The 25,314-nt window shown below is 70.1% G+C and carries 26 protein-coding genes; 17 read left to right on the forward strand and 9 right to left on the reverse strand.

Going from position 1 to position 25,314, the window contains the following annotated elements; all coding sequences use genetic code 11:
* Positions 1 to 249: 249 nt before the first annotated feature.
* Positions 250 to 3,795, forward strand: coding sequence for a chromosome segregation protein SMC (gene smc / locus B7W94_RS13145; protein WP_085607010.1), 3,546 nt, complete (start codon positions 250 to 252; stop codon positions 3,793 to 3,795).
* Between the two features lie 112 nt (positions 3,796 to 3,907).
* On the opposite strand, the gene B7W94_RS13150 is transcribed toward smc, so the two are convergent.
* Positions 3,908 to 4,585, reverse strand: a complete 678-nt coding sequence (locus B7W94_RS13150; protein ID WP_085607012.1) for an alpha/beta hydrolase — start codon at positions 4,583 to 4,585, stop codon at positions 3,908 to 3,910.
* A gap of 28 nt (positions 4,586 to 4,613) precedes the next feature.
* On the opposite strand from B7W94_RS13150, the gene ftsY reads away from it, so the two are divergent.
* Together ftsY and B7W94_RS13160 are read left to right on the forward strand one after the other, a co-directional pair.
* On the forward strand, positions 4,614 to 5,486 hold the full coding sequence (gene ftsY / locus B7W94_RS13155) for a signal recognition particle-docking protein FtsY (protein WP_025103328.1): 873 nt from the start codon (positions 4,614 to 4,616) through the stop codon (positions 5,484 to 5,486).
* Positions 5,487 to 5,529: 43 nt separating this feature from the next.
* Positions 5,530 to 6,030: a DUF2004 domain-containing protein gene (locus tag B7W94_RS13160; protein WP_060922216.1), complete on the forward strand. Its 501-nt coding sequence runs from the start codon at positions 5,530 to 5,532 to the stop codon at positions 6,028 to 6,030.
* A gap of 10 nt (positions 6,031 to 6,040) precedes the next feature.
* Here the strand turns inward: B7W94_RS13160 and lipA are convergent, their stop codons facing one another.
* Together lipA and lipB are read right to left on the reverse strand one after the other, a co-directional pair.
* Positions 6,041 to 7,030 carry a lipoyl synthase gene (lipA, locus tag B7W94_RS13165; protein WP_025103330.1) on the reverse strand — a complete coding sequence of 330 codons (990 nt, stop codon included), beginning with the start codon at positions 7,028 to 7,030 and terminating at the stop codon, positions 6,041 to 6,043.
* Positions 7,027 to 7,677: a lipoyl(octanoyl) transferase LipB gene (gene lipB / locus B7W94_RS13170; protein WP_025103331.1), complete on the reverse strand. Its 651-nt coding sequence runs from the start codon at positions 7,675 to 7,677 to the stop codon at positions 7,027 to 7,029. Before lipB ends, lipA begins: the two co-directional genes overlap by 4 nt.
* An 87-nt stretch (positions 7,678 to 7,764) precedes the next feature.
* On the opposite strand from lipB, the gene B7W94_RS13175 reads away from it, so the two are divergent.
* Together B7W94_RS13175 and ffh are read left to right on the forward strand one after the other, a co-directional pair.
* A complete protein-coding gene (locus B7W94_RS13175) occupies positions 7,765 to 8,352 on the forward strand; it encodes a TetR/AcrR family transcriptional regulator (RefSeq protein WP_085607014.1) in 588 nt (195 codons plus the stop codon).
* 148 nt (positions 8,353 to 8,500) lie between these two features.
* Complete coding sequence (gene ffh / locus B7W94_RS13180) at positions 8,501 to 10,063, forward strand: signal recognition particle protein (RefSeq protein ID WP_025103333.1); 1,563 nt, start codon at positions 8,501 to 8,503, stop codon at positions 10,061 to 10,063.
* Positions 10,064 to 10,075: 12 nt separating this feature from the next.
* Here the strand turns inward: ffh and B7W94_RS13185 are convergent, their stop codons facing one another.
* Positions 10,076 to 10,984 carry an EamA family transporter gene (locus B7W94_RS13185; RefSeq protein WP_085607016.1) on the reverse strand — a complete coding sequence of 303 codons (909 nt, stop codon included), beginning with the start codon at positions 10,982 to 10,984 and terminating at the stop codon, positions 10,076 to 10,078.
* A gap of 78 nt (positions 10,985 to 11,062) precedes the next feature.
* Here B7W94_RS13185 and B7W94_RS13190 point away from each other — a divergent pair, with 78 nt between their 5' ends.
* Entirely contained in the window at positions 11,063 to 11,938 is an 876-nt protein-coding gene (locus B7W94_RS13190; protein WP_085607018.1) for a LysR family transcriptional regulator, read from the forward strand.
* Between the two features lie 161 nt (positions 11,939 to 12,099).
* On the opposite strand, the gene glpK is transcribed toward B7W94_RS13190, so the two are convergent.
* From glpK to B7W94_RS13205, 3 genes are all read right to left on the reverse strand, one after another.
* Positions 12,100 to 13,614, reverse strand: a complete 1,515-nt coding sequence (glpK, locus tag B7W94_RS13195; RefSeq protein WP_085607020.1) for a glycerol kinase GlpK — start codon at positions 13,612 to 13,614, stop codon at positions 12,100 to 12,102.
* Positions 13,615 to 13,650: 36 nt separating this feature from the next.
* On the reverse strand, positions 13,651 to 14,406 hold the full coding sequence (locus B7W94_RS13200) for an MIP/aquaporin family protein (protein WP_025103336.1): 756 nt from the start codon (positions 14,404 to 14,406) through the stop codon (positions 13,651 to 13,653).
* A 92-nt stretch (positions 14,407 to 14,498) separates the two neighbouring features.
* Positions 14,499 to 16,208, reverse strand: coding sequence for a glycerol-3-phosphate dehydrogenase/oxidase (locus B7W94_RS13205; protein WP_085607022.1), 1,710 nt, complete (start codon positions 16,206 to 16,208; stop codon positions 14,499 to 14,501).
* Positions 16,209 to 16,310: 102 nt separating this feature from the next.
* On the opposite strand from B7W94_RS13205, the gene B7W94_RS13210 reads away from it, so the two are divergent.
* On the forward strand, positions 16,311 to 17,282 hold the full coding sequence (locus B7W94_RS13210; protein WP_025103338.1) for a sugar-binding transcriptional regulator: 972 nt from the start codon (positions 16,311 to 16,313) through the stop codon (positions 17,280 to 17,282).
* 12 nt (positions 17,283 to 17,294) lie between these two features.
* Here the strand turns inward: B7W94_RS13210 and B7W94_RS13215 are convergent, their stop codons facing one another.
* A complete protein-coding gene (locus tag B7W94_RS13215) occupies positions 17,295 to 18,446 on the reverse strand; it encodes a glutamate--cysteine ligase (RefSeq protein ID WP_025103339.1) in 1,152 nt (383 codons plus the stop codon).
* 208 nt (positions 18,447 to 18,654) lie between these two features.
* Here B7W94_RS13215 and rpsP point away from each other — a divergent pair, with 208 nt between their 5' ends.
* Genes rpsP through B7W94_RS13245 form a run of 6 tightly spaced genes read left to right on the forward strand, consistent with a single transcriptional unit; the run spans position 18,655 to position 21,905 of the window.
* On the forward strand, positions 18,655 to 19,092 hold the full coding sequence (gene rpsP / locus B7W94_RS13220; RefSeq protein ID WP_025103340.1) for a 30S ribosomal protein S16: 438 nt from the start codon (positions 18,655 to 18,657) through the stop codon (positions 19,090 to 19,092).
* Positions 19,093 to 19,098: 6 nt separating this feature from the next.
* On the forward strand, positions 19,099 to 19,329 hold the full coding sequence (locus B7W94_RS13225) for an RNA-binding protein (RefSeq protein WP_025103341.1): 231 nt from the start codon (positions 19,099 to 19,101) through the stop codon (positions 19,327 to 19,329).
* Between the two features lies 1 nt (position 19,330).
* Positions 19,331 to 19,927 (forward strand): ribosome maturation factor RimM, encoded by a 597-nt coding sequence (rimM, locus tag B7W94_RS13230; RefSeq protein ID WP_025103342.1) that lies wholly within the window; start codon positions 19,331 to 19,333, stop codon positions 19,925 to 19,927.
* 19 nt (positions 19,928 to 19,946) lie between these two features.
* A complete protein-coding gene (gene trmD, locus B7W94_RS13235) occupies positions 19,947 to 20,651 on the forward strand; it encodes a tRNA (guanosine(37)-N1)-methyltransferase TrmD (RefSeq protein ID WP_025103343.1) in 705 nt (234 codons plus the stop codon).
* A 40-nt stretch (positions 20,652 to 20,691) separates the two neighbouring features.
* Complete coding sequence (locus B7W94_RS13240; protein ID WP_085607024.1) at positions 20,692 to 21,426, forward strand: class I SAM-dependent methyltransferase; 735 nt, start codon at positions 20,692 to 20,694, stop codon at positions 21,424 to 21,426.
* Positions 21,423 to 21,905, forward strand: coding sequence for a pyrimidine dimer DNA glycosylase/endonuclease V (locus B7W94_RS13245; RefSeq protein WP_085607026.1), 483 nt, complete (start codon positions 21,423 to 21,425; stop codon positions 21,903 to 21,905). Before B7W94_RS13240 ends, B7W94_RS13245 begins: the two co-directional genes overlap by 4 nt.
* Here the strand turns inward: B7W94_RS13245 and map are convergent.
* A complete protein-coding gene (map, locus tag B7W94_RS13250; RefSeq protein WP_085607028.1) occupies positions 21,868 to 22,650 on the reverse strand; it encodes a type I methionyl aminopeptidase in 783 nt (260 codons plus the stop codon). The genes B7W94_RS13245 and map overlap by 38 nt on opposite strands.
* Positions 22,651 to 22,758: 108 nt before the next feature.
* Between map and B7W94_RS13255 the strand changes: the two genes are divergently transcribed.
* The 4 genes from B7W94_RS13255 (at position 22,759) to B7W94_RS13270 (ending at position 25,268) form a co-directional block, all read left to right on the forward strand.
* The gene (locus tag B7W94_RS13255) at positions 22,759 to 23,247 is read left to right on the forward strand and encodes a hypothetical protein (protein WP_025103347.1); all 489 of its coding nucleotides are present in this window, start codon (positions 22,759 to 22,761) and stop codon (positions 23,245 to 23,247) included.
* A 169-nt stretch (positions 23,248 to 23,416) separates the two neighbouring features.
* Positions 23,417 to 23,767, forward strand: coding sequence for a 50S ribosomal protein L19 (gene rplS, locus B7W94_RS13260; protein ID WP_025103348.1), 351 nt, complete (start codon positions 23,417 to 23,419; stop codon positions 23,765 to 23,767).
* A gap of 119 nt (positions 23,768 to 23,886) precedes the next feature.
* Positions 23,887 to 24,612, forward strand: coding sequence for a signal peptidase I (gene lepB / locus B7W94_RS13265; RefSeq protein WP_025103349.1), 726 nt, complete (start codon positions 23,887 to 23,889; stop codon positions 24,610 to 24,612).
* On the forward strand, positions 24,609 to 25,268 hold the full coding sequence (locus tag B7W94_RS13270; RefSeq protein ID WP_085607030.1) for a ribonuclease HII: 660 nt from the start codon (positions 24,609 to 24,611) through the stop codon (positions 25,266 to 25,268). The genes lepB and B7W94_RS13270 overlap by 4 nt, the downstream gene beginning before the upstream one ends.
* The last annotated feature ends 46 nt before the right edge of the window (positions 25,269 to 25,314 follow it).

The raw sequence follows: 25,314 nt of genomic DNA on the forward strand, positions 1-25,314 counted from the left end.
CAAAGTGCGCGGGCGCGGCGAGGCCAAAGACCTCTGCGGTGTGCTGAGTGATCATCATCGGTAACCTCCTTTCGTGTGGCGATCCGGAGGCCACCGTAGCGAAACTCTCAGGAGATCGTCAAGCATTTCGTGGTAGCACCGGCGTGTCGCGGTGCAGGCGGGGTCCGCGACGACCGCGCGGGATACCGGCCGTTCCGCGGGATTCCGGTAGCGTAGCGGCGTGAATCTCCCCGGACGAGCGGTCGCCCCATGCACCTGAAGAGCCTGACGCTCAAGGGGTTCAAGTCGTTCGCGCAGCCCACGACCTTCGTGTTCGAGCCCGGCGTCACGTGCATCGTCGGACCGAACGGCTCCGGCAAGTCCAATGTCGTCGACGCCCTCGCGTGGGTGATGGGGGAGCAGGGGGCGAAGACGCTCCGCGGCGGGAAGATGGAAGACGTCATCTTCGCCGGCACCTCGACCCGTGGTCCCCTCGGGCGCGCCGAGGTGCAGCTCACGATCGACAATGCCGACGGCGCGCTGCCGATCGAATACGCCGAGGTCACCATCAGCCGCACGCTCTTCCGCAACGGCTCCAGCGAGTACGCCATCAACGGCGAGAGCTGCCGTCTGCTCGATGTGCAGGAGCTGCTCAGCGACTCCGGCCTGGGTAGGGAGATGCACGTCATCGTGGGTCAGGGTCGGCTCGACACCGTGCTCCAGGCCTCGCCGGAGGATCGACGCGGCTTCATCGAGGAGGCGGCCGGCATCCTCAAGCACCGTCGTCGCAAGGAGAAGACGCTGCGCAAGCTCGACGCGATGGAGGCCAACCTCACGCGTCTGAGCGACCTCGCCGGGGAGATCCGCCGACAGCTCAAGCCTCTCGGGCGCCAGGCGGAGATCGCGCGCGAGGCGCAGACCATCGCCGCCGTCGTGCGCGATGCCAAGGCCCGCCTGTTCGCCGACGACGTCGTGGCGCTGCGCACAGCCCTCGCGGACCACACCCGGACCGAGCAGGAGCGGCACACCGAGCGTCTCGTGCTGTCCGACCAGGCCGAGACGGTGCGCGCCGGGATCGCTCGGCTGGAGAAGAACCAGAACTCGATCGCGGTCGACGAGGCACGCAGCGTCGCGTTCGGACTCGAACAGGTGCAGGAGCGGATGCGCGGGCTGTACACGCTCGCCAACCAGCGCCTCGCGCTCCTCGGGTCCGAGGAGGACGACGCGGCCGTGACCGCGGTGACCGTCACGCAGGCGACCATCGACGAGGCGAAGGAGGACATCGAGACGATCTCCTCCGGCCTCGGCGACGCCCAGGACGCCGCGGCCGCCGCCAGCCGCGAGGTCGTGAACGCCCGTGCCGAGCTGGACACTCTCGACGTCGACATCGCGGAGCAGAGCGCGCTCGTCTCCGAGTACGACATGCGGCTCTCCTCGCTCCGCGGGAATGCCGATGCGGCCGCGTCCGCATTGGCCGCCGTCCGTGGTGCGGTGCTCCGTCAGGAGAACGCCCTCGAAGCAGCGCACGCCCGGCGGCGCGAGGCTGAAGAGGCCCTGGAGGCGATCGACGACGCGGAAGCTCCCGAGGGCACGGCCGTCGAGTATGCCGCCGCTTACGAGAGCGCTCAGCGTGCGGCGACGGCGGCGGAGGCGGAACGGGAGAGCCTTCGCGAGCGCCTGCACGCCGCGGAGCGCGAGGTCGACGCCCTCACGGCGAAGGCCGCCGCGTTGAGCAGTGCGCTGTCGCTCTCGGGAGGTGCTGCCGAGATCGTCGCGGAGGGTGGCCCCGGAATCCGCGGTCTCGTCGGCGATGCCGTGCAGGTGCGGGCGGGATACGAAGCCGCGATCGCGGCCGTGCTCGGTCCGCTGGCCGAGGGTGTGCTGGTCGGTTCCGCGGAGGACGCGTTCATCCTGGCGGCGGAGGCCGCGGAGCGCCGCCGTGGGGTGGTCGACTTCGTGGTCGCCGAGGCCCCGAGGGAGCGGGCGCCGCACCCGGCCGTCGACGGCGTGATCGCCGCGACCGAGACGGTGACCGCGCCGGACGGCGTCCTCGGGATCCTGGCGCACGTGCTCATCGCCGACGACCTCGATGCGGCGCGGGCCGCACGGCGCGCCCTGGACGCGGCAGGTGACATCGCGACCACGATCGTGACGACCGGGGGCGACGTCATCACCGCCCAGACGCTGCGGACCGGCTCCGGAGGGGAGCGCTCTCGCCTCGAACTCGCGGCCGAGCGCGATGCCGCGACCGAGCGGCTCACCGAGATCCAGATCGTCGTCGACTCCCTGCGCGAGGCGCGCATCGACGCCGACGAGGCCGTGGAGGAGACGCGGCGGCAAGCGAAGGACGCGCTGCGCGCGCTCCGCGAGCACGACGCCGCCCTCGCGACGCACGCGGAGCAGGTCAACAAGGTGACCGTGCGCCATGAGGCCGCTGTCGCCGAATGCGACCGTCTCGAGACCGGCCTCGCCCAGGCGCAGGCCGCCGTGGCGGACGCGGAGGCGAAGGCGGAGACCGCGAAGGCGGAGCTCGACGCTGCCGTCGCGGCGCCGCGTCCGGTGCTCGACGCGTCGGCGCGGGATGGACTGCTCGAGGCGCTGGAGCGCGCCCGCGAGGGCGAGGTCCGCGCCCGCCTGGAGGTCGAGACCCTGCGTGAGCGTGTCCGTGCCGCGCAGTCCCGGGTGACCGCGTTGGAGCGGCAGCGCGAGCAGGAGCGGGACGCCGCCGCGGAGGCCGCCCGCCGCGCTGTCATCCGCCGGGCGCAGCGCGAGGCGGCGTCCGGAGTCGTGGACGAGCTGCCGCGCATCCTCGACTCCCTCGACCGCTCGGTCACCGAGGCCCGTGTCGCCCTGGCGGAGGCGGAAGCCGCGCGGTCGGCGCAGAACGAGGAACTGGTCGCTCTGCGCGCCCAGGAGTCGTCGCTGCGGGAGCGTCTGGCCGGGCTCACGGAGAGCGTGCACGGCCTGGAGCTGCAGATCCACGAGAAGAAGCTCCACCTGAACAGCCTCTTGGAGCGCGTGTCCTCGGAGCTCTCGCTGGACGAGGACGTGCTCGTCGCCGAGTACGGTCCTGATCAGCTCGTACCGCGGGATCCCGGGGCGGAGCCGGCCGACGGCGAGCTGCTCGACGACACCGCGATCCCGTTCGACCGGCGCATCCAGCAGCGGCGCCTCGCGGACGCGGAGCGGAAGCTCGCCCAGCTCGGGCGGGTCAACCCGCTCGCGCTGGAGGAGTTCGCCGCCCTGGAGCAGCGCCACGCTTTCCTCACCACGCAGCTCGCGGACCTGACGCAGACCCGGCAGGACCTCTTGACGATCATCGCCGACCTCGACGAGCGCATGCAGACGATCTTCGCCAGCGCGTTCGAGGACACCAAGGAGGCGTTCGGTCAGGTCTTCCCGCTGCTGTTCCCCGGCGGCACGGGCAGCATCTCGCTGACCGATCCGGAGAACATGCTGACGACGGGGATCGAGGTCTCGGTCCGTCCCGTCGGGAAGAAGATCGAGCGGCTGTCGCTGCTGTCCGGCGGCGAGCGGTCGTTGGCCGCGGTGGCGCTCCTGGTGGCGATCTTCAAGGCGCGCCCCAGCCCGTTCTACATCCTCGACGAGGTCGAGGCCGCCCTGGACGACGCGAACCTCGGCCGGCTCCTCACGGTGTTCGAGCAGCTGCGCGAGAGCTCCCAGCTCCTCGTCATCACGCACCAGAAGCGGACGATGGAGATCGCCGACGCGCTCTACGGCGTGTCGATGCGTCAGGACGGGGTCTCCGCGGTGGTCGGGCAGCGCGTCGGCGACCGCGCCGCCGCCGCCGTCTGACTCACCCCGGGCACGACTGCGGAGATCGTGGCCCCCACCTGGCGTGTCGACGGTCGGATCCGGCGTGTCGCCCGCGGTCTCCGAAGCTGTGCTCGGACGGACCCGGGGCGGGTCACATCGTGAGGGACTGTTCGAATGCGGTCACGGCGGCGGGGAACCCGGGGTGGTCCTGGGGGCGGTGAGCGAAACCGGAGAGGACGATGTGCTCGGCCCCGATATCGACGAGCCGTCGGGCGATGAGCTCGTACTCCTCGTTCCAGCCGCCGGTGACCACGAGGGTCGGCACCCCGGCGAGAGAATGCTCCCGGATGCCGTGTCCCCAAGGGAGATTCGCGGTTGCCCAGTGCTCCGCGACCGCGCGTTCGTCCGGCCAGGACTCGCGGTCCAGCGGGCCGCTGAACATGAGCGGGCGCAGGATCGACCAGAAGCCGTAGAGGTCGTCCTCGGCCGCGCGTGATCGCGCCTCCGTGACCACGGCGATATGCCGCTCGATCGGTGCGTCACCGCGAGCGATGTCGCACAGGGCGGGCTCGACGAGGACGAGGCCCGACACCCGCAGACCGTCGGCGAGGGCGCGGACGGCGGTCACCGCGCCGATGGAGTGGGCGAACAGGAGCGGCGTCCGGTCACGTTCTTCCTCGACGAGAGCGCCCGCCTGCGCTTCGACGGACGACTCCGGCGGGAAGCTGAGGAAGGTCCCCGACTCCGGACCCTGCGAGGGCCATGCGGCGGTGCCGAGCCTCCCGGCGCCATGGAGGAACACCCGGTGCGGGAGCGGCGCGCGGTGCATCCCTGGATGCTACCCGTAGGCTGGACGCATGGCAGAGAAGTCCTGGTCTCTCGGTCGCGCGCTGCGCGGCATGTTCGTGAAGCCCACCATCGACGAGACGACGTGGGAAGACCTGGAGACGGCGCTGATCACGGCGGACTTCGGCCCCGACATCAGCGAGCGCATCGTCGAAGAGCTGCGCGACAAGGTCGCGAAGTACCGCACCACCGACCCCAAGGACCTCCAGCGCATGCTGCGGGAGACCCTGGAGGAGCACTTCGCGAAGTTCGACACCACGCTCAAGCTCACCGAGCGCCCGGCCGTGGTCCTCGTCGTCGGGGTGAACGGCGTGGGCAAGACGACCACGATCGGGAAGTTCACGAAGTTCCTCCGCGGGTACCAGCGGAGCGTGGTCGTCGGCGCCGCCGACACCTTCCGTGCCGCCGCCGTCGACCAGCTCGCCACCTGGGCCCAGCGCGGGGGAGCGGCGATCGTCCGCCCGCAGCAGGAAGGCCAGGACCCGGCTTCCGTCGCCTTCCAGACCGTCGAGTACGCGAAGCGCGAGGGGATGGAGATCGCGATCATCGACACGGCGGGACGTCTGCACACCAAGGGCGGACTCATGGACGAACTGGGCAAGATCCGCCGTGTCGTGGAGAAGCAGGCTCCCATCAGCGAGGTGCTTCTGGTCCTCGATGCGACGACGGGGCAGAACGGCGTCATGCAGGCGGAGACCTTCCTGCAGCACGCCGGCGTCACAGGTCTCGTGCTCACCAAGCTCGACGGCTCGGCCAAGGGCGGCTTCGTGCTCGCGGTGCAGGAGCGCACGGGCATCCCGGTGAAGCTCCTCGGCCAGGGCGAGGGCATCGACGATCTGACCGGTTTCACGCCGCACGTCTTCGTGCAGGCGCTGGTCGGCTGACACAGGGCTTCCGCCCCGAGCACCAGGCTGGTTTCATAGCGTTATGGCGATCGAACACGACTACTTCGGACTGCTGTCGTCGGGCCCCGACGGCTCGATCTTCTGGTCGGAGACGGTCGAGCTCGGCGACCAGAGCGTGACCGTGGATCTGACGGCCCCGGACCAGGACGACGTCTCCGCCGACGCCCTCGACATCGCCGCCGGGCTCATCGCCGGCCTGGAGAACGTGGACGCGACCGCACGGCGCGGGATGCTCGCCGAGGTGGACGACCGCACGAGCGAGGTGACCGAGTACATCCTGCAGCAGCAGGAGGTGTTCGGCGACGACCTCCCCGACGTCCTCATCGACGTGTCCGGGGACGCGGCCGTGGACATCATCCGATCGCTGCGCCTGATGAGCATGACGATCCTCGCGGACGAGCACGGCGGCTCCGAGCCGTTCGCCGTGCTGGAGTACGCGCTCGATGACAGCGCCACGGACGACGTGCTGCTCGTGAACCTCGGATCCGACGGCAGCGTGCAGTCGGTCATGAGCGCCGACTGACCGCCGCTGGTCAGACCGCCTGCGCGAAGCCGAGGTCGGCGCTCTCCGCGATGTGCGCGAGGTGCGCGGGGATCTCCCGTCCCTTCGAGGTCATCGACTGCGCCCAGAGCCGTCCGGCCCGGTACGAGGAGCGCACGAGCGGACCGGCGAGCACCCCGAGGAAGCCGATCCGCTCCGCCTCCTCCTTGAATTCGACGAACTCGGCCGGCTTCACCCACCGCGACACCGGGAGATGACGCGGGGTCGGGCGGAGGTACTGGGTGATGGTGATGATGTCGCAGCCGGCGTCGTGGAGGTCCTGCAGCGCCTGGACGACCTCCTCCGGCTCCTCGCCCATGCCGAGGATGAGGTTCGATTTCGTGATGAGTCCGGCGTCGCGGGCCTGGGTGAGAACGTTCAGCGACCGCTCGTAGCGGAACGCCGGACGGATGCGCTTGAAGATGCGGGGCACGGTCTCCACGTTGTGCGCGAAAACCTCCGGACGGGCATCGAAGATCTGGCCGAGGAAGGCCGGGTCGGCGTTGTGCTCGTTGGCCAGCAGCTCCACGCCGGTGTTCGGGTTCAGCTCGTGGATCTTGCGCACCGTCTCGGCGTTCAGCCAGGCACCGGTGTCGGGGAGGTCGTCGCGGGCCACGCTCGTGACGGTCGCGTAGCGGAGGTTCATCCGCTGCACGCTCTCGGCGACGCGTCGCGGCTCGTCGGTGTCGTAGTCGGCGGGCTTGCCGGTGTCGATCTGGCAGAAGTCGCAGCGACGCGTGCACTGCGACCCCCCGATGAGGAACGTCGCCTCGCGGTCCTCCCAGCACTCGTAGATGTTCGGGCAGCCGGCCTCCTGGCACACCGTGTGCAGATCCTCGCTCTTCACGAGCGAGTGCAAGGCGGAGTACTCCGGCCCCATCTTGGCCTTGGTCTTGATCCACTCGGGCTTGCGCTCGATCGGGGTCTCGGCGTTGCGGATCTCGAGGCGGAGGAGCTTGCGCCCCTCGGGTGCGGCGGTCATGCCGGGACTCCTGTCAGGTCGGGTGCGTGCGCGGTGCGGAAGGCGTCCTGCACGGCGTCGACGAGGTCGAGCGGGCCGACCACGCGGCCGGACACCTCGCTCACCGTGGTCACGCCGGCGTCGGTGATGCCGCAGGGGATGATGTCGCGGAAGGGGGCGAGACTGTTGTCGCAGTTGATGGCGAAGCCGTGCATGGTCACGCCCTGCTGCACCCGCACGCCGATCGCGGCCACCTTGTCCTCCGAGAGCGGTCGGCGCACCCACACACCGCTGCGCCCCTCGACCTGGTGCCCGTCGACCCCGAACGGACGCAGCACCTCGATGAGGATCCGCTCCAGACGCCGGACGTGTGCGACCACGTCCATCGGCTCCGGTAGCCGGAAGATCGGATACCCGACGAGCTGCCCCGGCCCGTGCCAGGTGATCTTCCCGCCGCGGTCGACGTCGATGACCGGGGTCCCGTCCTGGGGGCGCTCGTGGTCCTCCGTGCGCTTGCCCGCGGTGTAGACGGCCGCGTGCTCGAGCAGGATGAGCGTGTCGGGGCGGGCACCGGACACGACGTCCGCGTGCACGCGGCGCTGCAGGGCCCAGCCGTCGGGATAGGGGACAGGGGTCGGCATGAAGCCGGGGGTGAGGATGTCGAGCATGCGTCGTCGCTTCCCTCTAATACATGGATTGCGTCCAACAATACATCCTCGTCCGGGGTGCGGCGCGGCGCGCGGTACCGTGAAGTCATGAACCGGACTGGTCGCGCCGGCCGCCCGAAGGCCTCCTCGCGCGAGACCCTCGCCGAGGCCGCCTGCGAGCTCTTCCTGGAGCGCGGGTACGAGGCCACGTCCATCGCCGACATCACGCAGCGGGCGGGGGTCAGCCGGTCGAGCTTCTTCAACTACTTCACGTCCAAGAGCGACGTGCTGTGGTCGGGTATCGACGAGCGCATCGGCGTCGCGATCGCCGCGCTGGACGACCTCGGCCGCGAGGCCACGGGGGAGCGGGTGCGGCTGATCCTCCACGGCATCGTGCAGGACTTCGCGCCGGATCCTCTGGCGCTGGCTCTGCGGAACGCGGCGGCCATGGCCCTCGAGGAGGAGCTGGTGCGGGAGACGGGCGTCCGTCTGGCCCGCCTCTCCGCCGCCGTCTCCCGAGCGGCGTGCGCGGCCGGGATCGACGTCATGCGCGCCGACGTGCTCGGGGCCGCGCAGGCGGCCGCTGTCATGTCGGCGCTCCGGGTGTGGGCGGAGGAGGGCGCCGGCCGCGGCACTCCGGAGTCCGTGCTGCACGAGGCCCTCGCCCGCGTGCACGATCTCCCGTGGCGGGACTGACCGCCCTCGCGAGACCCCGGTTTCGCGCCGAGGCCCCGGCGTGCTCACGCATGCCGGGCGGGGTCTCGACAGCGAGGCGGGGTTTCGGCGAGCCGCCTCCGTGCCGCGCTGAGCGTGGAGGCTCCGCTCGCGTAGAATCGTAGGCACCATGGCTACCTTTGGCACGCTCTCCGATCGGCTCACCGACACCTTCCGCAACCTGCGCACGAAGGGAAAGCTCACCGCCGCCGACGTCGACGGCACGGTGCGCGAGATCCGTCGCGCTCTGCTCGATGCCGACGTCGCGCTCGCGGTCGTCAAGGACTTCACCGCTAAGGTGCGCGAGCGCGCTCTCGGCGACGAGGTCAACAAGGCGCTGAACCCCGCGCAGCAGGTGGTGCAGATCGTCAACGAGGAACTCGTCCAGATCCTCGGCGGTGAGCAGCGGCGCCTGCAGTTCGCCAAGACGGCGCCGACCGTGATCATGCTCGCCGGCCTCCAGGGCTCGGGAAAGACGACGTTCGCCGGCAAGCTCGCCAAGCAGCTCGAGAGCGAGGGCCACACGCCGCTCCTCGTGGCCGCCGATCTCCAGCGTCCGAACGCCGTGAACCAGCTCCAGGTTGTCGCAGAGCAGGCCGGAGCCACCGTGTACGCGCCCGAGCCCGGCAACGGCGTCGGCGATCCCGTCAAGGTTTCGCGCGACGGTGTCGAGCACGCCCGCCGGCAGCAGCACGACGTGGTCATCATCGACACCGCCGGCCGCCTCGGTGTCGACGCCGAGCTCATGAAGCAGGCCGCCGACATCCGCAAGGCGGTCAACCCGGACGAGGTGCTCTTCGTCATCGACGCGATGATCGGTCAGGACGCCGTCAACACCGCCAAGGCCTTCCAGGAGGGCGTGGACTTCACCGGCGTCGTGCTCTCCAAGCTCGACGGCGACGCGCGAGGCGGAGCGGCGCTGTCGGTCGCCTCGGTCACGGGTCGCCCGATCATCTTCGCCTCCACGGGCGAGCGGCTGGAAGACCTTGAGCCGTTCCACCCCGACCGGATGGCGAGCCGCATCCTCGACCTCGGCGACATCCTCACCCTCATCGAGCAGGCCCAGCAGGCCTTCGACGAGGAGGAGGCACGCAAGGTCGCGGAGAAGCTCGCGAACGAGGCCTTCACCCTGGAGGACTTCCTCGAGCAGCTCCAGCAGATGAAGAAGATGGGCTCGATGAAGAAGATGCTCGGGATGCTCCCGGGCATGGGCCAGATGAAGCAGCAGCTCGAGGACTTCGACGAGCGCGAGATCGACCGCACCGAAGCCATCATCCGGTCCATGACGCCGGTCGAGCGTCGCAACCCCAAGATCCTCAACGGCTCGCGCCGTCTGCGCATCGCGCGCGGTTCCGGCATGACCGTCACGGACGTCAATCAGCTTGTCCAGCGCTTCGAGCAGGCCGCGAAGATGATGAAGACGGTCGCCCGTGGCGGCACGCCGAACATCCCCGGCATGGGCCCGGTGCCCGGCATGGGCAAGCCCGGCGCCTCGTCGAAGCGCGGCAAGAAGGGCAAGGGTGGCGGCGGCAACCGCTCCCGCTCCGGCAACCCCGCGAAGCGCGCGGCGGAGAACGCCGGCCTCGCGGCCTCGTCGGCACCGACCGGCTCGGGCTTCGGCCTCGGCGGGGGAGGCGCGGCCCCCTCGGAAGCGGACCTCGCTGAGATCCAGAAGCTGTTCGGCAAGGGCTGAGCGGCCGGTACCTCAGCGCACGGCGACCGGCGCGGCCGAAGGATCGACCGTGGTCGCGGGCGTGCCTCGCGGCCGTGCCGCGAACTGCCCGCCGACGAGGGCGGCGAGCGTGATCACGATGCCCGCCACCTGGACCAGGGTGAAGCTCTCGCCGACCACGAGCACGCCGAGCAGCGTCGCGACGATCGGTGAGAGCAGCGCGAGGAGCCCGGGCACGATCACGGGCAGGCGCTGGATCCCGCGGAACCACAGTGTGTACGCGACGATCCCGCCCGCCGTCGCGAGCCAGAGATAGCCGAGGAGCGCATCGGCGTCGAGGGCAGGAGGCGGGCCCTCGACCGCGAAGGTGAGGGGGAGCAGCAGCAGTCCCCCCGCGGTGAGCTGCCAGCCCGCGTAGGCCACGGGACCGACACCGGCGGGGCGTCCCCAGCGCTTGGTGAGGATCATCCCGAGGCCGGTCGCGGTCACCCCGCCGAGAGCCGCGACGAGGCCCCAGAGGTCCAGCGCAGCGGCAGGGCCGAGGACGACGAGGGCGACCCCCGCCGCTCCGGCGACGGCGGCGGCCGCGGAGACCGGTCGGACACGTTCCCCGAGCACGAGCGCCCCGAGTCCCAGGACGATGAGCGGCTGCGCACCGGCGACGGCGGCGGCGACCCCACCGGGCAGGCGCTCGGCCGCGAGGAACAGCAGCGGGAAGAACGCGCCGATGTTGAGGGCGCCGAGCACGAGGGCCTTGCCCCACCAGGCGCCGTGCGGCAGGCGCCGGGCCAGCAGCACCGCGAGGAGACCCGCAGGAAGCGAGCGGAGGAGGCCGGCGAGGAGCGGATGCCCGGCGGGGAGCAGCTCCGTCGTCACCAGGTAGGTCGTACCCCACGCCGCGGGTGCGAGGGCCGTGACGAGGGTGAGCGTGAGGCGGTTCATGTTCCCAGCCTGCGCGCCGCATGCAGATGAGTCCAACGCATTGTTGTCACGCTATCCATGACGAGCGATCATGGAACCATGGAACTCCAGCAGCTGCGATACGTCGTCGCCGTGGCGGACACCGGCTCGTTCACCCGCGCTGCGGAGCGCTGTCACGTCACGCAGTCGGCGCTCAGCCATCAGGTCGCCGCACTCGAACGTGAGTTGGGCGTGCGGCTGTTCGCGCGCACCAGTCGCAGCGTCCGTGCGACCGAGTCCGGAGAGGCGTTCCTCCGCTCCGCGCGTCTCGCCGTGCGCGCCGCGGATCAGGCGCGGGAGGATGCCGCGGCCGCTGCAGGCGAAGTCGTCGGAACGCTCCGGCTCGGGATCATCCCCACGGTGACCGCCGTCGACGTCCCCGCGCTCCTCGTGGCCTATCGCACCGCGCATCCGGCCGCCCGCGTGGAGCTCCGCGAGGGGAACAGCGACGGCCTCATGGCCGCGATCCGTCAGGGCGACCTCGATGTCGCCTTCCTCGGGCTTCGGGTGGGTGTGGAGCCCCAGGGCGTGGCGTCCCGACCCCTGTCCCACGAGCCGCTGGTAGCGGTGCTGCCTCGCGGGTACCACCTCGCCGCGAAGCGGAGGGTGCGGCTGAGCGACCTCGCGGACTCCGCTTTCGCCGACTTCCCCGCCGGAACATCGGGACGGGCGCAGAGCGACGCAGCCTTTCTCGCCGCACAGGTGCGGCGGGACGTGGCCTTCGAATCCGACACGGCCGCGAGTCTGATCGGCCTCGTCGCTGCGGGCCTCGCCGTCACGCTGCTCGCGCCCGGGGTGGTGCGGGGCTATCGAGACGTCGTCGACACGGTGGCCATCCAGGACGGCCCCGTTCGTGTCGAGCACCTGGCTTGGGACGCCGCCGCACCGCGCAGCGCCGCCCGCGCCTTCCTCGACATCGTCGCCTCGGCCTCCTGACACCGTGGTCCGGCTGCACGAGCCGCGAACGGATGCACGACGGAATCCCCGGAACGGGCGGGCCACCGTACCCGGATCGTGCAGGCGACTCCGTAGAACGTTGAGCCGGAGACGACGAAGCGGGCCCGGGAAGAACCCGGACCCGCCTCATCGTGTGGTGATCAGCGCACGTCGTCGTCGACCCAGTCCATCGACTTGGTGACGGCCTTGCGCCACAGGCGCAGCTGACGGTCGCGCTCGGCATCGTCGAGCGAGGGCTCCCAGCGGCGGTCCTCCTGCCAGTTCGCGGACAGGTCGTCGAGGCCGCTCCAGAAGCCGACCGCGAGGCCCGCGGCGTAAGCCGCACCGAGCGCGGTGGTCTCCGCGACCACCGGCCGCACGACCGGGACGCCGAGGATGTCGGCCTGGAACTGCATGAGCGCGTCGTTGGCGACCATGCCGCCGTCGACCTTGAGCTCGCTGAGGTCCACTCCGGCGTCCGCGTTGACCGCGTCGAGCACGTCGCGGGTCTGGAAGGCCACGGCCTCCAGCGCAGCGCGCGCGATGTGGTTCTTGTTCGCGTAGCGGGTGAGGCCGACGATCGCGCCACGGGCGTCCGGACGCCAGTACGGTGCGAACAGACCCGAGAACGCCGGGACGATGTACACGCCGCCGTTGTCCTCGACCTTCTCGGCCAGCTCCTCGACCTCAGGGGCGGAGGAGATGATGCCGAGCTGGTCGCGCAGCCACTGGATGAGCGAGCCGGTGACCGCGATCGATCCCTCCAGCGCGTAGTGCGTGGGCTGGTCGCCGAGCTTGTAGCCGACGGTGGTGAGCAGCCCGTTCTTCGAGCGGACGATCTCTTCGCCCGTGTTGAAGATGAGGAAGCAGCCCGTGCCGTAGGTGTTCTTGCTCTCGCCCTTCTGGAACGCGGCCTGCCCGAACGTCGCCGCCTGCTGGTCGCCGAGGATGCCGGCGATCGGCGTCTCGCGCAGCAGCGACGAGCTCTCGGCGGCACCGTAGACCTCGGAGGAGGAGCGGATCTCCGGCATCATCGAGCGCGGCACACCGAACGCCTCGAGGATGTCGTCGCGCCACTCCAGCGTCTCGAGGTCCATGAACATCGTGCGCGAGGCGTTCGTCACGTCGGTCGCGTGCACGCCGCCGTCGATGCCGCCGGTCAGGTTCCAGAGGACCCAGGTGTCGGTCGTGCCGAAGAGCAGGTCTCCAGCCTCGGCCTTCTCGCGGGCCCCCTCGACGTTCTCCAGGATCCAGGTGATCTTGGTGCCGGAGAAGTAGGTCGCCAGCGGGAGGCCGACGATCGACTTGAACCGGTCGACGCCCTCGTCGCCCGCGAGGCGGTTGACGATCTCCTGCGTGCGGGTGTCCTGCCAGACGATGGCGTTGTAGACCGGCTTGCCCGTGGTCTTGTCCCACACGACGGCCGTCTCGCGCTGGTTCGTGATGCCCACGGCGGCGATGTCGTGGCGGGTCAGATCGGCGCGCCCGAGGGCCAGACCGATCACCTCCTGGACGTTGCGCCAGATCTCGGCGGCGTCGTGCTCCACCCAGCCGGCCTTGGGAAGGATCTGCTCGTGCTCCTTCTGGCCGGTGGCGACGATGCTGCCCTTCTTGTCGAAGATGATCGCGCGGCTCGACGTCGTTCCCTGGTCGATCGCGATGATGTAGTCAGCCATGTGTTCTCCTTTGAATTCCCGAGCGGTTGAGGGGGATCAGCCGGCGAGGCTGAGCAGGCCGGGGGCGGCGAGGGCGGCGATGACACCACCGATGAGCGGACCGACGACGGGCACCCACGAGTAGGACCAGTCGCTGGAACCCTTGCCCTGGATCGGGAGGATCGCGTGGGCGATGCGGGGACCGAGGTCACGAGCCGGGTTGATGGCGTAGCCGGTCGGGCCACCGAGCGACGCACCGATGGCGACCACCAGCAGGGCCACCGGGAGAGCCGTGAGCGGGCCGAGGCCACCGGGCGTGCCGACCTCGATGTCGCCGTAGTCCGCGAACGCGAAGATGACGAAGACGAGGACGAAGGTGCCGATGATCTCGGTGACGAGGTTCCAGCCGTAGGAGCGGATGGCGGGGCCGGTGGAGAAGACGCCGAGCTTGTTGGCGGCCTCCGGCTCCTCGTCGAAGTGCTGCTTGTAGGCGAGCCAGACGACGATCGCGCCGATGATCGCGCCGAGGAGCTCCGCGGCGGTCGCAGTGAGGAACATCGCGAAGGTGATCTTGCCGGCGACCAGCAGGCCGATGCCGACGGCCGGGTTCAGGATGGCACCGGAGTACGCCGAGACGAGCACACCCGCGAACACCGCGAGACCCCATCCCCAGTTGACCATCAGGAAGCCGCCGCCGAAGCCCTTGTTCTTCGCCAGGGCGACGTTCGCGACCACACCGCAGCCGAGCAGGACCAGCATCGCGGTGCCGACGAGCTCGGAGAGGAAGTAGAGACCGAGATTGACGTCAGTCATGTCTTCGTTGACCTTTCTTGCGGGTCGGGGCCCCTCTGCCCCGACCCCTTATGGGGTAGCACCGCGAGGAGGGCGCGGTGGTCGGAGCCCCGTCAGCCGCGGGCGCGGGACGGGATGTGGAGTCCGTGTCGCTCGTTCAGCAGCACACGCGTCTGCTCCACCTCGGCGTCGTGACGCTCGCGGTCCCATCCGAGGAGAGGAGCCAGGGCGTCGGCGATCTCGTCGAGCACCTCTGCCCGGGCACCGCCGGTGAAGGCGATGCTGGTGCGGCGGAGGATGACGTCCTCGAGACGGGTGACCATCTCCTCGTTCACCATCCACTCCAGCTCGCGCGTCGACAGGTCGCCGCCGGCGAGGGGCGCGTCGTCCCCCTGCTCGACGAAGGCCCACACGGCCGCCGCCCGGGTGCCGTAGCGCGCGAGGAGCTGCTCGGCGCGAGTGCCGGCGCCGGGGAGGTTCTCCTGGATCCAGATCCGCTTCGCCTTCTCGGTACGCGGGAACTCGCGTCCGCCGCCGATCGCGCGACCCGCCGTGGACACGGTGCGCGTGCGGCCGAGGAGGCCGAGCACCGTGTCGGAGAGGGACTCGCCCAGGGCGCGGAACGTGGTCCACTTGCCGCCGACCAGGCTCACCAGCGGGACGGCGCCCTGGCGGTCGACCTCGACGCGGTAGTCGCGCGAGACGAAGCCGGGAGCGGTGTCCTCGTGGCGGGGGAGCGGGCGGATGCCGGAGAAGTTGTAGACGATCTGCTCACGCGTCACCGCGATGGACGGGAACACATGGTGGACGAGGTCGAAGAAGTAGTCGATCTCCTCCTCCGTGCACACCGGCACCTCGCGCGGGTCGGCATCGATGTCGGTGGTGCCGACGAGGACGCGGCCCTTGAGCGGGTAGATCAGCACGATGCGGCCGTCGGAGTGCTCGAAGAAGATCTCACGACCCCGCGTCGCCGCCAGCAGCTCGGGGTTGTCGAGCACGATGTGCGATCCCTTGGTGCCGCCCATGAAGTGCGTGTCGGTGCCGAGGGCGTCGTTCGTGAGGTCGGTCCAGGGGCCGGAGGCGTTCACGACGACATCGGCGGTCACGGTGAACTCGGTGCCGCTCTCGCGGTCCCGGAGCGTGATCTGCTCGCCGTCGCGGCCGATCGCCTCGACGTAGTTCAGTGCCACGGCACCGGGGTGCGCGGCGCGGCCGTCCTGCAGCACATCGAGCGCGAGGCGCTCGGGGTCGTGCATCGACGCGTCGTAGTACGTGGCCGTGTACTTGATCTTCGGATCCATCGACGGCAGCTCCGCGAGGGACTTCTTGCGGCCGAGGAAGCGGTGGCGGGGCACGGTGCCGCCGTCGCGGGAGAACGTGTCGTAGATCGTGAGGCCGACCTTGATGAGGAAGGCGCCGCGCTCCTTCGGCTTCCCGCTCTTGTGCGTGAGGAAGCGGAGCGGAGCGGAGAGGATCCCGGAGAACGTGGAGTAGATCGGGATCGTCGTCTGCAGCGGCTTGACGTAGTGCGGAGCGATCTTGAGCAGACCGTTGCGCTCCTCCACCGACTCCCGGACGAGGCGGAACTCGCCGTTCTCCAGGTAGCGGATGCCGCCGTGGATCATGTGGCTCGACGCCGCGGAGGCACCGGAGGCGAAGTCGCCGCGCTCGACGAGGACGACGTCGACGCCCTGCAGGGCCAGGTCGCGGAACGTGGAGATGCCGTTGATGCCGCCGCCGATGACGAGGACACTGGTGCGCCCGGATTCGCGGAGCGCGCGGACCGCGTCCCGCTCCGGGGACGTGTGGGTGGAATCGATCATCGTCGACCCTCTCTTTCTTGCTTGCCACCAGCATCGACCTCCGTGACGACGCGCGCAAGCTCGCTGCACATATGTGCAAGGATCGAGGGAGAGGAGGTCATCATGGCGGGATCCGGAGCGCCATCGCGCGACGGCAAGCTGGTCGCCGCGCTCACCGCTGCGCAGCTCTACTACATGCAGGACAAGACCATGGAGGTCATCGCGCAGGAGCTCGGCACCTCGCGATCGTCCGTGTCGCGGCTGCTCAGCTTCGCGCGGGAGAGCGGCCTCGTCGACATCCGCATCAACTCGCCGCTGGAGCGCCTCGGGATGCTCGAGCAGCGCATCAGGGACCGGCACCGGGTGGTGGCGCACGTGGTGCCGATGGCCGAGATCGTCAGCGAGGTCGAACGTCTGGAGCGCGTCGCTCTGACCGCGGGACGACTCCTCTCGCAGTTCGTGGACTCGAACATGATCGTCGGCGTCGCGTGGGGATCGACGATCAGCGCGGTCAGCCGCGGTCTCACCCAGAAGGAGACGCACAACACGACGTTCGTGCAGCTCAACGGCGCCGGGAACACCCAGACCAGCGGTGTGGAGTACTCCAGCGACATCCTGCAGCGCTTCGGGAGCGCGTTCGGGGCGCAGGTGCAGCAGTTCCCGGTCCCCGCGTTCTTCGACGACCCCGCCACTCGCGAGGCGATGTGGCGTGAGCGCAGCACCCGGCGCGTCCTCGACCTGCAGGCGAAGATGGACATCGCCGTGTTCAGCCTCGGGTCCCCGGCCGCGGAGGTGCCCAGCCGGGTGTACGTCGGCGGCTACCTCGGTCGGGAGGACTACCGCAGTCTGCGGGAGGACCACGCGATCGGCGACGTGGCGACGGTCTTCTTCCGCGCCGACGGCTCCTGGCGCGACATCCGGCTCAATGCGCGGGCGACGGGGCCGGGCCTCGATCGGCTGCGGCGCGTGCCGAGGCGGGTCTGCGTCGTCTCCGGCGTGCCCAAGCTCGCGAGCCTGCGCGCGGCGATCGCGGCCGAGCTCATCACCGACGTGGTCCTGGACGAGGGGCTCGCGCGCCGGCTCGTCGAGGATTGAGTCGCGTTCGCCTCACTCGCCTTCGATCGAGGACTGCGGTCCGGTCCGGAACTCCCGGATGAGGTGCTGGACCACGGCGCGGAGGTCGCCGTCCGTGGCGTCGGCGACCGCGAGCTGACGGGCGTAGCTCGCTCCGCCGTCGAGGATCGTCGCGATGCTGCCGAACTCGCGCACGCACCCGAGCTCGACGGCGACCGGGGCCAGTTCCTCGATCTTCTCGGTCAGGTGCTCGCGCACGGGGCGCTGCGTGCCGATCGTGTCGACGATGACCCGGGCGTCCAGGCCGTATCGGGCCGCGCGCCACTTGTTCTCGCGGTGGAACCACGCGGGGAGGTCGGGCAGGGCGGCCCCTTCATCCAGGAGCCGGGAGAAGTGCTCGACGAGGACCTGCACGAGCGCGGCCACCGCGGCCATCTCGGAGAGCGTGGACAGGCCGTCGCACGCGCGGACCTCGATCGTGCCCCAGCGCGGGGCGGGACGGATGTCCCAGCGCACTTCCGTGGCATCGGCCATGACACCGGTGCGGACCATGTCGTCCAGGTAGCGCTCGAACTCCGACCAGTCGCGCAGCGGCCAGGGAAGGCCCGCCGTGGGCAGCTGCTGGAAGACGAGAGCGCGATTGGAGGCGTACCCCGTGCGTTCCCCGGCCCAGAACGGGCTGGACGCCGACAGCGCCTGTAGGTGGGGGAGGTAGGCCGACAGCGCGTTGATGATGGGGAAGACCTTGCGCTGCTCGTCGACGCCCACGTGCACGTGGATGCCCCAGATCATCATGTTGCGCCCCCACCACTGGGTGCGCTCGATGAGGGTGTGGTAGCGGGTCTTGTCGGTCACCGACTGGTCGTACCACTGGGCGAACGGGTGGCTTCCGGCGGAGAGCAGCTCGATCCCTGCCGGATCGGTGGCCGACCGCACCGCTGCGATCGCGTTGGCGATGTCATCGACGGCGTGGGCCACGGAGTCGCCGATCCCGCTGGTCACCTCGATGGTGTTGGTGAGGAGCTCGCCGGTGACGGTGTGGCGTTCATCCTCGCTCTCCGCCTCCAGCGCGGCGAGGAGCTCCGGCGCGCGACCGACGAGATCACCGGTCTCGGGATCGGCGAGCATGATCTCCCACTCGAGACCGACGGTGGAGCGGGCCGAAGCGGCGAAGTCGAGCTGCACGGGGACAGTCTGACACGGGGCTGGGCCTGCTCCGCAACGCCGTGTCGCCGGGTTTCGCACCCGGCGCACGCATCTGGCAGAATAGAGGGTCGGACGACGTGCTCGACCCTCTATCCAGCGCTCGTCCTCCTCATTTGAGCTTCCGCCGGGTGTGCACCCCACGCTCCAGGCGACCGGTTCGTTTCCTTCCACACCATTCAGGAGAATCGTGGCTGTCAAGATTCGTCTCAAGCGCATGGGCAAGATCCGCGCGCCGTACTACCGCATCGTCGTCGCCGACTCGCGCACCAAGCGCGACGGTCGCGTGATCGAGGAGATCGGCAAGTACCACCCCACCGAGGAGCCCTCGTTCATCGAGGTCGACTCCGAGCGTGCGCAGTACTGGCTCTCCGTCGGCGCGCAGCCGACCGAGCAGGTCACCGCCATCCTCAAGATCACCGGCGACTGGGGCACCTTCAAGGGCGACAAGGACGCGAAGTCCACCCTCAAGGTCGCCGGCGAGAAGGCTGCGTTCGAGGCCGACGCCTCGAAGAAGTCGGTCATCAAGCCCAAGGCGGAGAAGAAGGAGGAGGCCCCCGCTGCGGAGGCCCCCGCCGCTGACGCCGACGCGGAGGCCGCTGAGGCTCCCGCCGCCGACGCCGAGTAATCCATCGTGCTCGCCGCCGCGCTCGAACACATCGTCAAGGGGATCGTCGATCACCCCGAAGATGTGCGCATCCACGAATCCTCGTCGCCCCGTGGCGACCTGCTCGAGGTGCGTGTGCACCCCGACGACCGTGGACGCGTGATCGGGCGCGGCGGCCGCACGGCCAAGGCCCTGCGCACTCTCGTGAGCGCCCTCGCCGACGGGCGCCGCGTCCGCGTCGACGTCGCGGACGACTGACGTGGTGTCGCAGGACCGCATCCAGGGCCGTAACCAGCTGCGCGTCGGACGCCTGGTCAAGGCTCACGGGCTCAAGGGCGCCCTGAAGCTCGAGCTCTACACCGACAACCCGGAGCGGCGATTCGTCCCCGGGGCCACGTTCACGTTGCAGGTGCCCGAGGCATCTCCGTGGCACGGCAAGGAGATCGTCGTCCGCGAATACCGCGTGATGAACGGCAACCCCGTCGTCTTCTTCGAGGACGTGGACGACCGCAACGCGGCCGAGAGCCTCGTCCGCGCCATCCTCTGGATGGACCAGGACGAGGACGAGACCGAGGACAACGCCTGGTTTGACCACCAGCTCGTCGGTCTGGACGTGGTCCGCGACGAGACCGTCGTCGGCCGCGTGGTCCGCGTCGAACACCTGCCGGCGCAGGACCTCCTGATCGTGAAGCCGTCGACCGGCGGCACGGACGAGGTGATGGTCCCCTTCGTCGAGGCCATCGTCCCCACCGTCGACGTGGCGGCCGGCCGCGTCATCGTGACCCCGCCGGCCGGGCTCTTCGAGGAGCTTCCCGAGTCGGAGGACGGGACCGCCGCCTCCGACGGCGCCGAGTGACCGCTGATACGGTTCCCCCGTGCGCATCGACGTCGTCTCCATCTTCCCCTCGTACTTCGACGGACTGACGCTCTCCCTGCTCGGCAAGGCGCGAGGCTCGGGTCTGCTCGACCTCCAGGTGCACGATCTGCGCGACTGGACGCACGACCGCCATCGCACCGTCGACGACACCCCGTACGGCGGGGGAGCCGGGATGGTCATGAAGCCGGAGCCCTGGGGCCTCGTCCTCGATGAGCTCACGGCGGACGCCACCCCCGCGCCGACCATCATCTTCCCCTCGCCGGCGGGCGAGGTGTTCACCCAGGCGACCGCGCGGGAGCTCGCGGGACGCGAGCACCTCGTGTTCGGTTGCGGGCGCTACGAGGGCATCGACGAGCGCGTCTTCGAGTACGCCGCCGAGCGTGGCGAGGTGCGGCTGCTGAGCCTCGGCGACTACGTGCTCAACGGCGGCGAGGTGGCGACGATGGCGATGATCGAGGCCATCGGTCGGCTGATCCCGGGCGTCGTCGGCAATCCGGAGAGCCTGGTGGAGGAGTCGCACGAGGACGGCCTCCTCGAGTACCCGTCCTACACGAAGCCGTCGGTCTGGCGGGAGCGCGCCGTCCCCGACGTGCTCCTCAGCGGCAACCACGGCGCGATCGCGGCATGGCGGCGTGAGCAGCAGCTCGTCCGCACCCGCCTGCGACGCCCCGATCTGCTGCCGGACGCGCCGACCGACGGCTGACCCTGCCATCCGTCGCGACGAGTGCTGTTAGCGTCGAGGCATGGTGGATGTGACACGCGCGCGATCGTTCGAGAGCATCGGCGAGGAGTACGACCGCTACCGGCCGGGGTTCCCGGAGCGCGCGGCCGACATCATCGTTCCGGACCGCGTGGCGACGGCGCTCGACCTCGGCGCCGGCACCGGGAAGTTCACGGGCCTGCTCGTCGCGCGGGCGACGCAGGTGATCGCGATCGAGCCGTCCGCGCCGATGCTCGCCGTGCTCGCGCGCACGCTCCCGACGGTCGACGCGCGGCCGGGGACCGCGGAGAGCATCCCCGTTCCGGACGGCTCCGTCGATGCCGTCAGCGTCGCGCAGGCGTTCCACTGGTTCGATCGGGACGCGGCGGCGGCTGAGATCGCCCGCACGCTCGTCCCTCACGGAACGCTCGGGCTGCTGTGGAATCGCGCCGACCCCGCCTGTCTCTGGGATCTCGCGTGCCACCGGGTGGCGCATCCCGTGGTCGGCGCGGACGACGACACCTCCGCGTCGGCGACAGACCTTCCCGGTTTCGTCCTGGAGATCCACGAGGAGGTGCGCTGGACCGAGCGGATCACCCGCGAGGACTACCTCCGACGGTGGGGCACGGTGAGCAGCTTCCTCGTGGCGGACGAGGCGGAGCGCACGGCGATGGCGGTGGCCCTGGAGGCGGTGCTGGACGGCACGGATGAGACGCGGGGGAAGGCGGAGTTCGATCTGCCGCACCTCACCGACGTGTTCCGTTACCGCCGCGCATGAGGATCTGGTCGCTGCATCCGGAGTACCTCGACCGTCAGGGGCTCGTCGCCTGCTGGCGGGAGACCCTCCTCGCTCAGGCGGTGCTCGCCGACGCCACGAAGGGGTATCAGCGACACCCGCAGCTCGAGCGCTTCCGGGCGACGGCCGATCCCGTGGCCACGGTGGGTGCGTACCTGGTGGGCGTCGCCGATGAGGCGGACGAGCGCGGCTACCGTTTCGACCGCACGCGTATCCGGCGCGCGGAGTCGGCGGTGCCGTCGATCCCGGTCACCACGGGTCAGCTGGCAAGCGAGTGGGCGCATCTGCGGGCGAAGCTCGCCGAGCGCAGCCCGGACGTGCTCCGTCGGCACGGGTCTGTGGAGCTCCCGAAGGCGCACCCGCTGTTCGTCGTCGTGCCCGGGCCGGTCGCGCCCTGGGAGCGCGCCGACCCCGCGACCGGAGTCAGTCGACGCCGAGGAACGAGCGATCCGTCAGGATGATCGGTCCGTCCTCGGTGATGGCGATGGTGTGCTCGGAGTGCGCGCCGCGAGAGCCGTCCGCGCTCCGCAGCGTCCACCCGTCGGGGTCGGTGATCAGCTCGTCCGTCGTCGCGAGGAACCAGGGCTCCAGGGCGAGCACGAGGCCGGCGCGGAGCGGGAAACCGCGTCCTGCGCGGCCGTCGTTCGCCACATGAGGGTCGCCGTGCATCGTGCGGCCGACGCCATGGCCCCCGAAGTCGGTGTTGATGGAGTAGCCGTCGCCGTGCGCGACGTCGGCGATCGCGGCGGAGATGTCGCCGATGCGCTTGCCGACCACCGAGGTCTCGATCGCGGCGGCCAGCGCGCGTTCCGTGGTGTCGATGAGACGGAGGTCCTCGTCCCGCGGCGTACCCACGACGAAGGAGACCGCGGAGTCGGCGACCCAGCCGTCGACCGAGACGGCGAAGTCCAGGGTGACGAGGTCGCCGTCCCGGAGCGCGTAGTCATACGGGAGGCCGTGCAGCACGGCGTCGTTCACCGAGGTGCAGATGACCTTGCCGAAGGGGCTCGCCCCGAAGGACGGGTGGTAGTCGATGTAGCAGGACTCGGCGCCGGCCTTGCGGATCATGTCATGGGCCCGGCGGTCGATCGCCAGGAGGTTGGTGCCGACCTTCGTCTCGTCGCGCAGGGTCGCCAGCGTCTCGGCGACGAACCGGCCTGCCGCGCGCATCTCATCGATCTCGGCAGGGGTGCGCAGTTCGATCATCAGTGTCCTCTCGTCGTCTCCATTCTCCCTGATCGGATGGGTGCCCGGCGCCTGCCGCTCTCAGCGAACACCCGTGACGCGCGGGCGCGGTCGCCGTAGCATCGGAGCATGTGGATCCGACAGGCCTTCTTCCGCTGGCTGCTGCCGTCGGCGTTCCTCCTGCCGCTGTGGCTGCTCATCGGCTGGGCCGTCTTCCAGGGCGGCTGGTCGATCCTCTGGGTGCTGCTCATCGCGATGCCCTCGGTGTTCCTGGGGCAGCTCCTGCTCACGCTGCTGACCCGCTCCCGCCCGTCGGTCCGCGCCGAGCGTGCCGTCTCGTGGTGGGACGTCGCCGGGTTCGGTCTCTGGCACGCGCTCACGATCGCGGTCGGCTTCTTCATCGACGGGGCGTTCGGCTGGCTCCTCGCGGCCGCCATCGTCGTGGGCATCGCCCTGGTCTGGCTGCAGCTGTGGCAGCTCTGGAACGAGGCGCGGGGGAGTGGGACGCGCATCCGCGAGACCATCTCCTGGTCGACGATGACGCCGCCGCGCACCGAGAGCCCGCAGACGAGCGTGCACGAGGTGATCGTGGTGCGGGAGACCGACGACCGGCTCTGACCCGCCGTTTTGGCCGGGCCTGTCATCCGTGGCAGAATGGTTCTTTGTGCCGTGACCGGCTCTGCCCCAGGGGAGCCCGCGGACGCGTCAGCGCCGTTCGGCACACTCCCATTCTTGTTCCTTCCTAATCCGTGCATCCGACCTGAGGCGAGTGCAGAGAGAGACGATCATGCAGATCCTCGACGCCGTCGACGCGGCTTCGCTCCGTTCCGACATCCCCGAGTTCTTCCCCGGTGACACCGTCAAGGTGCACGTCAACATCACCGAGGGCAACCGCTCCCGTATCCAGGTCTTCCAGGGCGTCGTCATCGGCCGCCAGGGTGACAGCGTCCGCGAGACCTTCACCGTCCGGAAGATCAGCTTCCAGGTGGGTGTCGAGCGTACCTTCCCCGTGCACTCCCCGGTGATCGACCACATCGAGGTCGTCACCCGCGGTGACGTGCGTCGCGCCAAGCTCTACTACCTGCGCGAGCTCCGCGGCAAGAAGGCGAAGATCAAGGAGAAGCGCGTCAACAACTGACGCGAAGCTTCTTCACAGCACCCCGGGACACGATGTCCCGGGGTGCTTTCGTTCTGTCCCCGGTGTGCGAACCTTGTTACTGCCGTGCGCTCACGGTGCACTCTTCGAGAAGGAACCAGATGACTGACTCTCCGTCCGCACGCCCGACACGACGGCGGCGCGGGTTCCTGGTCTTCCTCCGAGACGTGCTGGTCATCGTCGTCATCGCCGCGCTGGTGTCCTTCGTCATCAAGACGTTCGTCGTGCGCTCGTTCTACATCCCCTCGGCCTCCATGGAGCGGACGCTGCTGATCGACGACCGCATCCTCGTCGACGAGCTCACGCCGCGGTGGACCGGCTACGAGCGCGGCGACATCGTCGTCTTCAAGGATCCGGGCGGGTGGCTCGACCCGATGCCGCAGGCGCCGGCACAGCCGCCGCTGGTCAAGGCCGTCGACTGGGTTCTCACCTTCGTGGGCATCTCGGCGACCGACACCCAGGACCACCTCGTCAAGCGCGTGATCGGGGTCGAGGGCGACCACGTGGTGTGCTGCAACGCGCTGGGGCAGATCACGATCAACGGCGCCCCGATCGACGAGCTGAGCTACCTGAACCTCCCCGAGGGGGACACCGCGGCCTCCAACGAGCCGTTCGACGTCGTCGTGCCGGAGGACTCCGTATGGCTCCTCGGCGACAACCGGGACCGCTCCCGCGACGCCCGCGCACACCAGGAGCTGCCCAGCGGCGGTTTCGTCCCCGTCTCCAACATCGTGGGAAAGGCGTTCCTGACCACTTGGCCGCTCGACCGATTCGGACCGATCGACGGCCACCACGACATCTTCACCGGAGTGCCGGACCCCGAATGACCGTCATCACGCCTCGACTGACCCTGGAGCGGAAGCTCCTGGGGGAGTGCGACCTCATCATCGCCCTCGATGAGGTCGGTCGCGGCGCACTGGCGGGACCGGTGGCCGTCGGAGCAGCCGTGATGGACGCCACAGGCGCCCGCCGTCGGGTTCCGGAGGGCCTGCGCGACTCGAAGCTGGTCCCCGAGCGCCGGCGACCCGACGTCGCCGCCCGGGCGGCCTCCTGGGTGCAGGCCTCGGCCGTCGGCTGGGCGACCGCGGCGGAGGTCGACGAGGTCGGGATCATGCGGGCGCTGGGGCTCGCCGCCTCCCGGGCCGTGGAGGGGGTGGTGGCGCTGGGCGCGACGGTCGAGAACGCCCTGGTACTCCTCGACGGCAACCACGACTACGTCTCGCGTGTGCATCCCGTACCCCTGCGTGTGCGGCCCGTCATCAAGGCGGATCGCGACTGCGCCTCGGTGTCCGCGGCCTCGGTGATCGCGAAGGTCGCGAGAGACGGTCACATGGCGGAGCTGCACGAGGGTCACCGTGACTACCAGTGGGATCGCAACAAGGGGTACGCGAGCCCGGAGCACCGGGAGGCCATCCGCTCGTTCGGGCTCTCCCCGTTCCACCGGTCGTCGTGGGCGATCGCCGACGCGCCGACGCTGTTCTGAGAGGCCGCGCCCGGGATGCCGCGACCGGCGCCGGACGACCATAGGA

Origin of the sequence: Microbacterium sp. LEMMJ01 (genome assembly GCF_002114135.1) — a bacterium.
GTDB lineage: Bacteria > Actinomycetota > Actinomycetes > Actinomycetales > Microbacteriaceae > Microbacterium.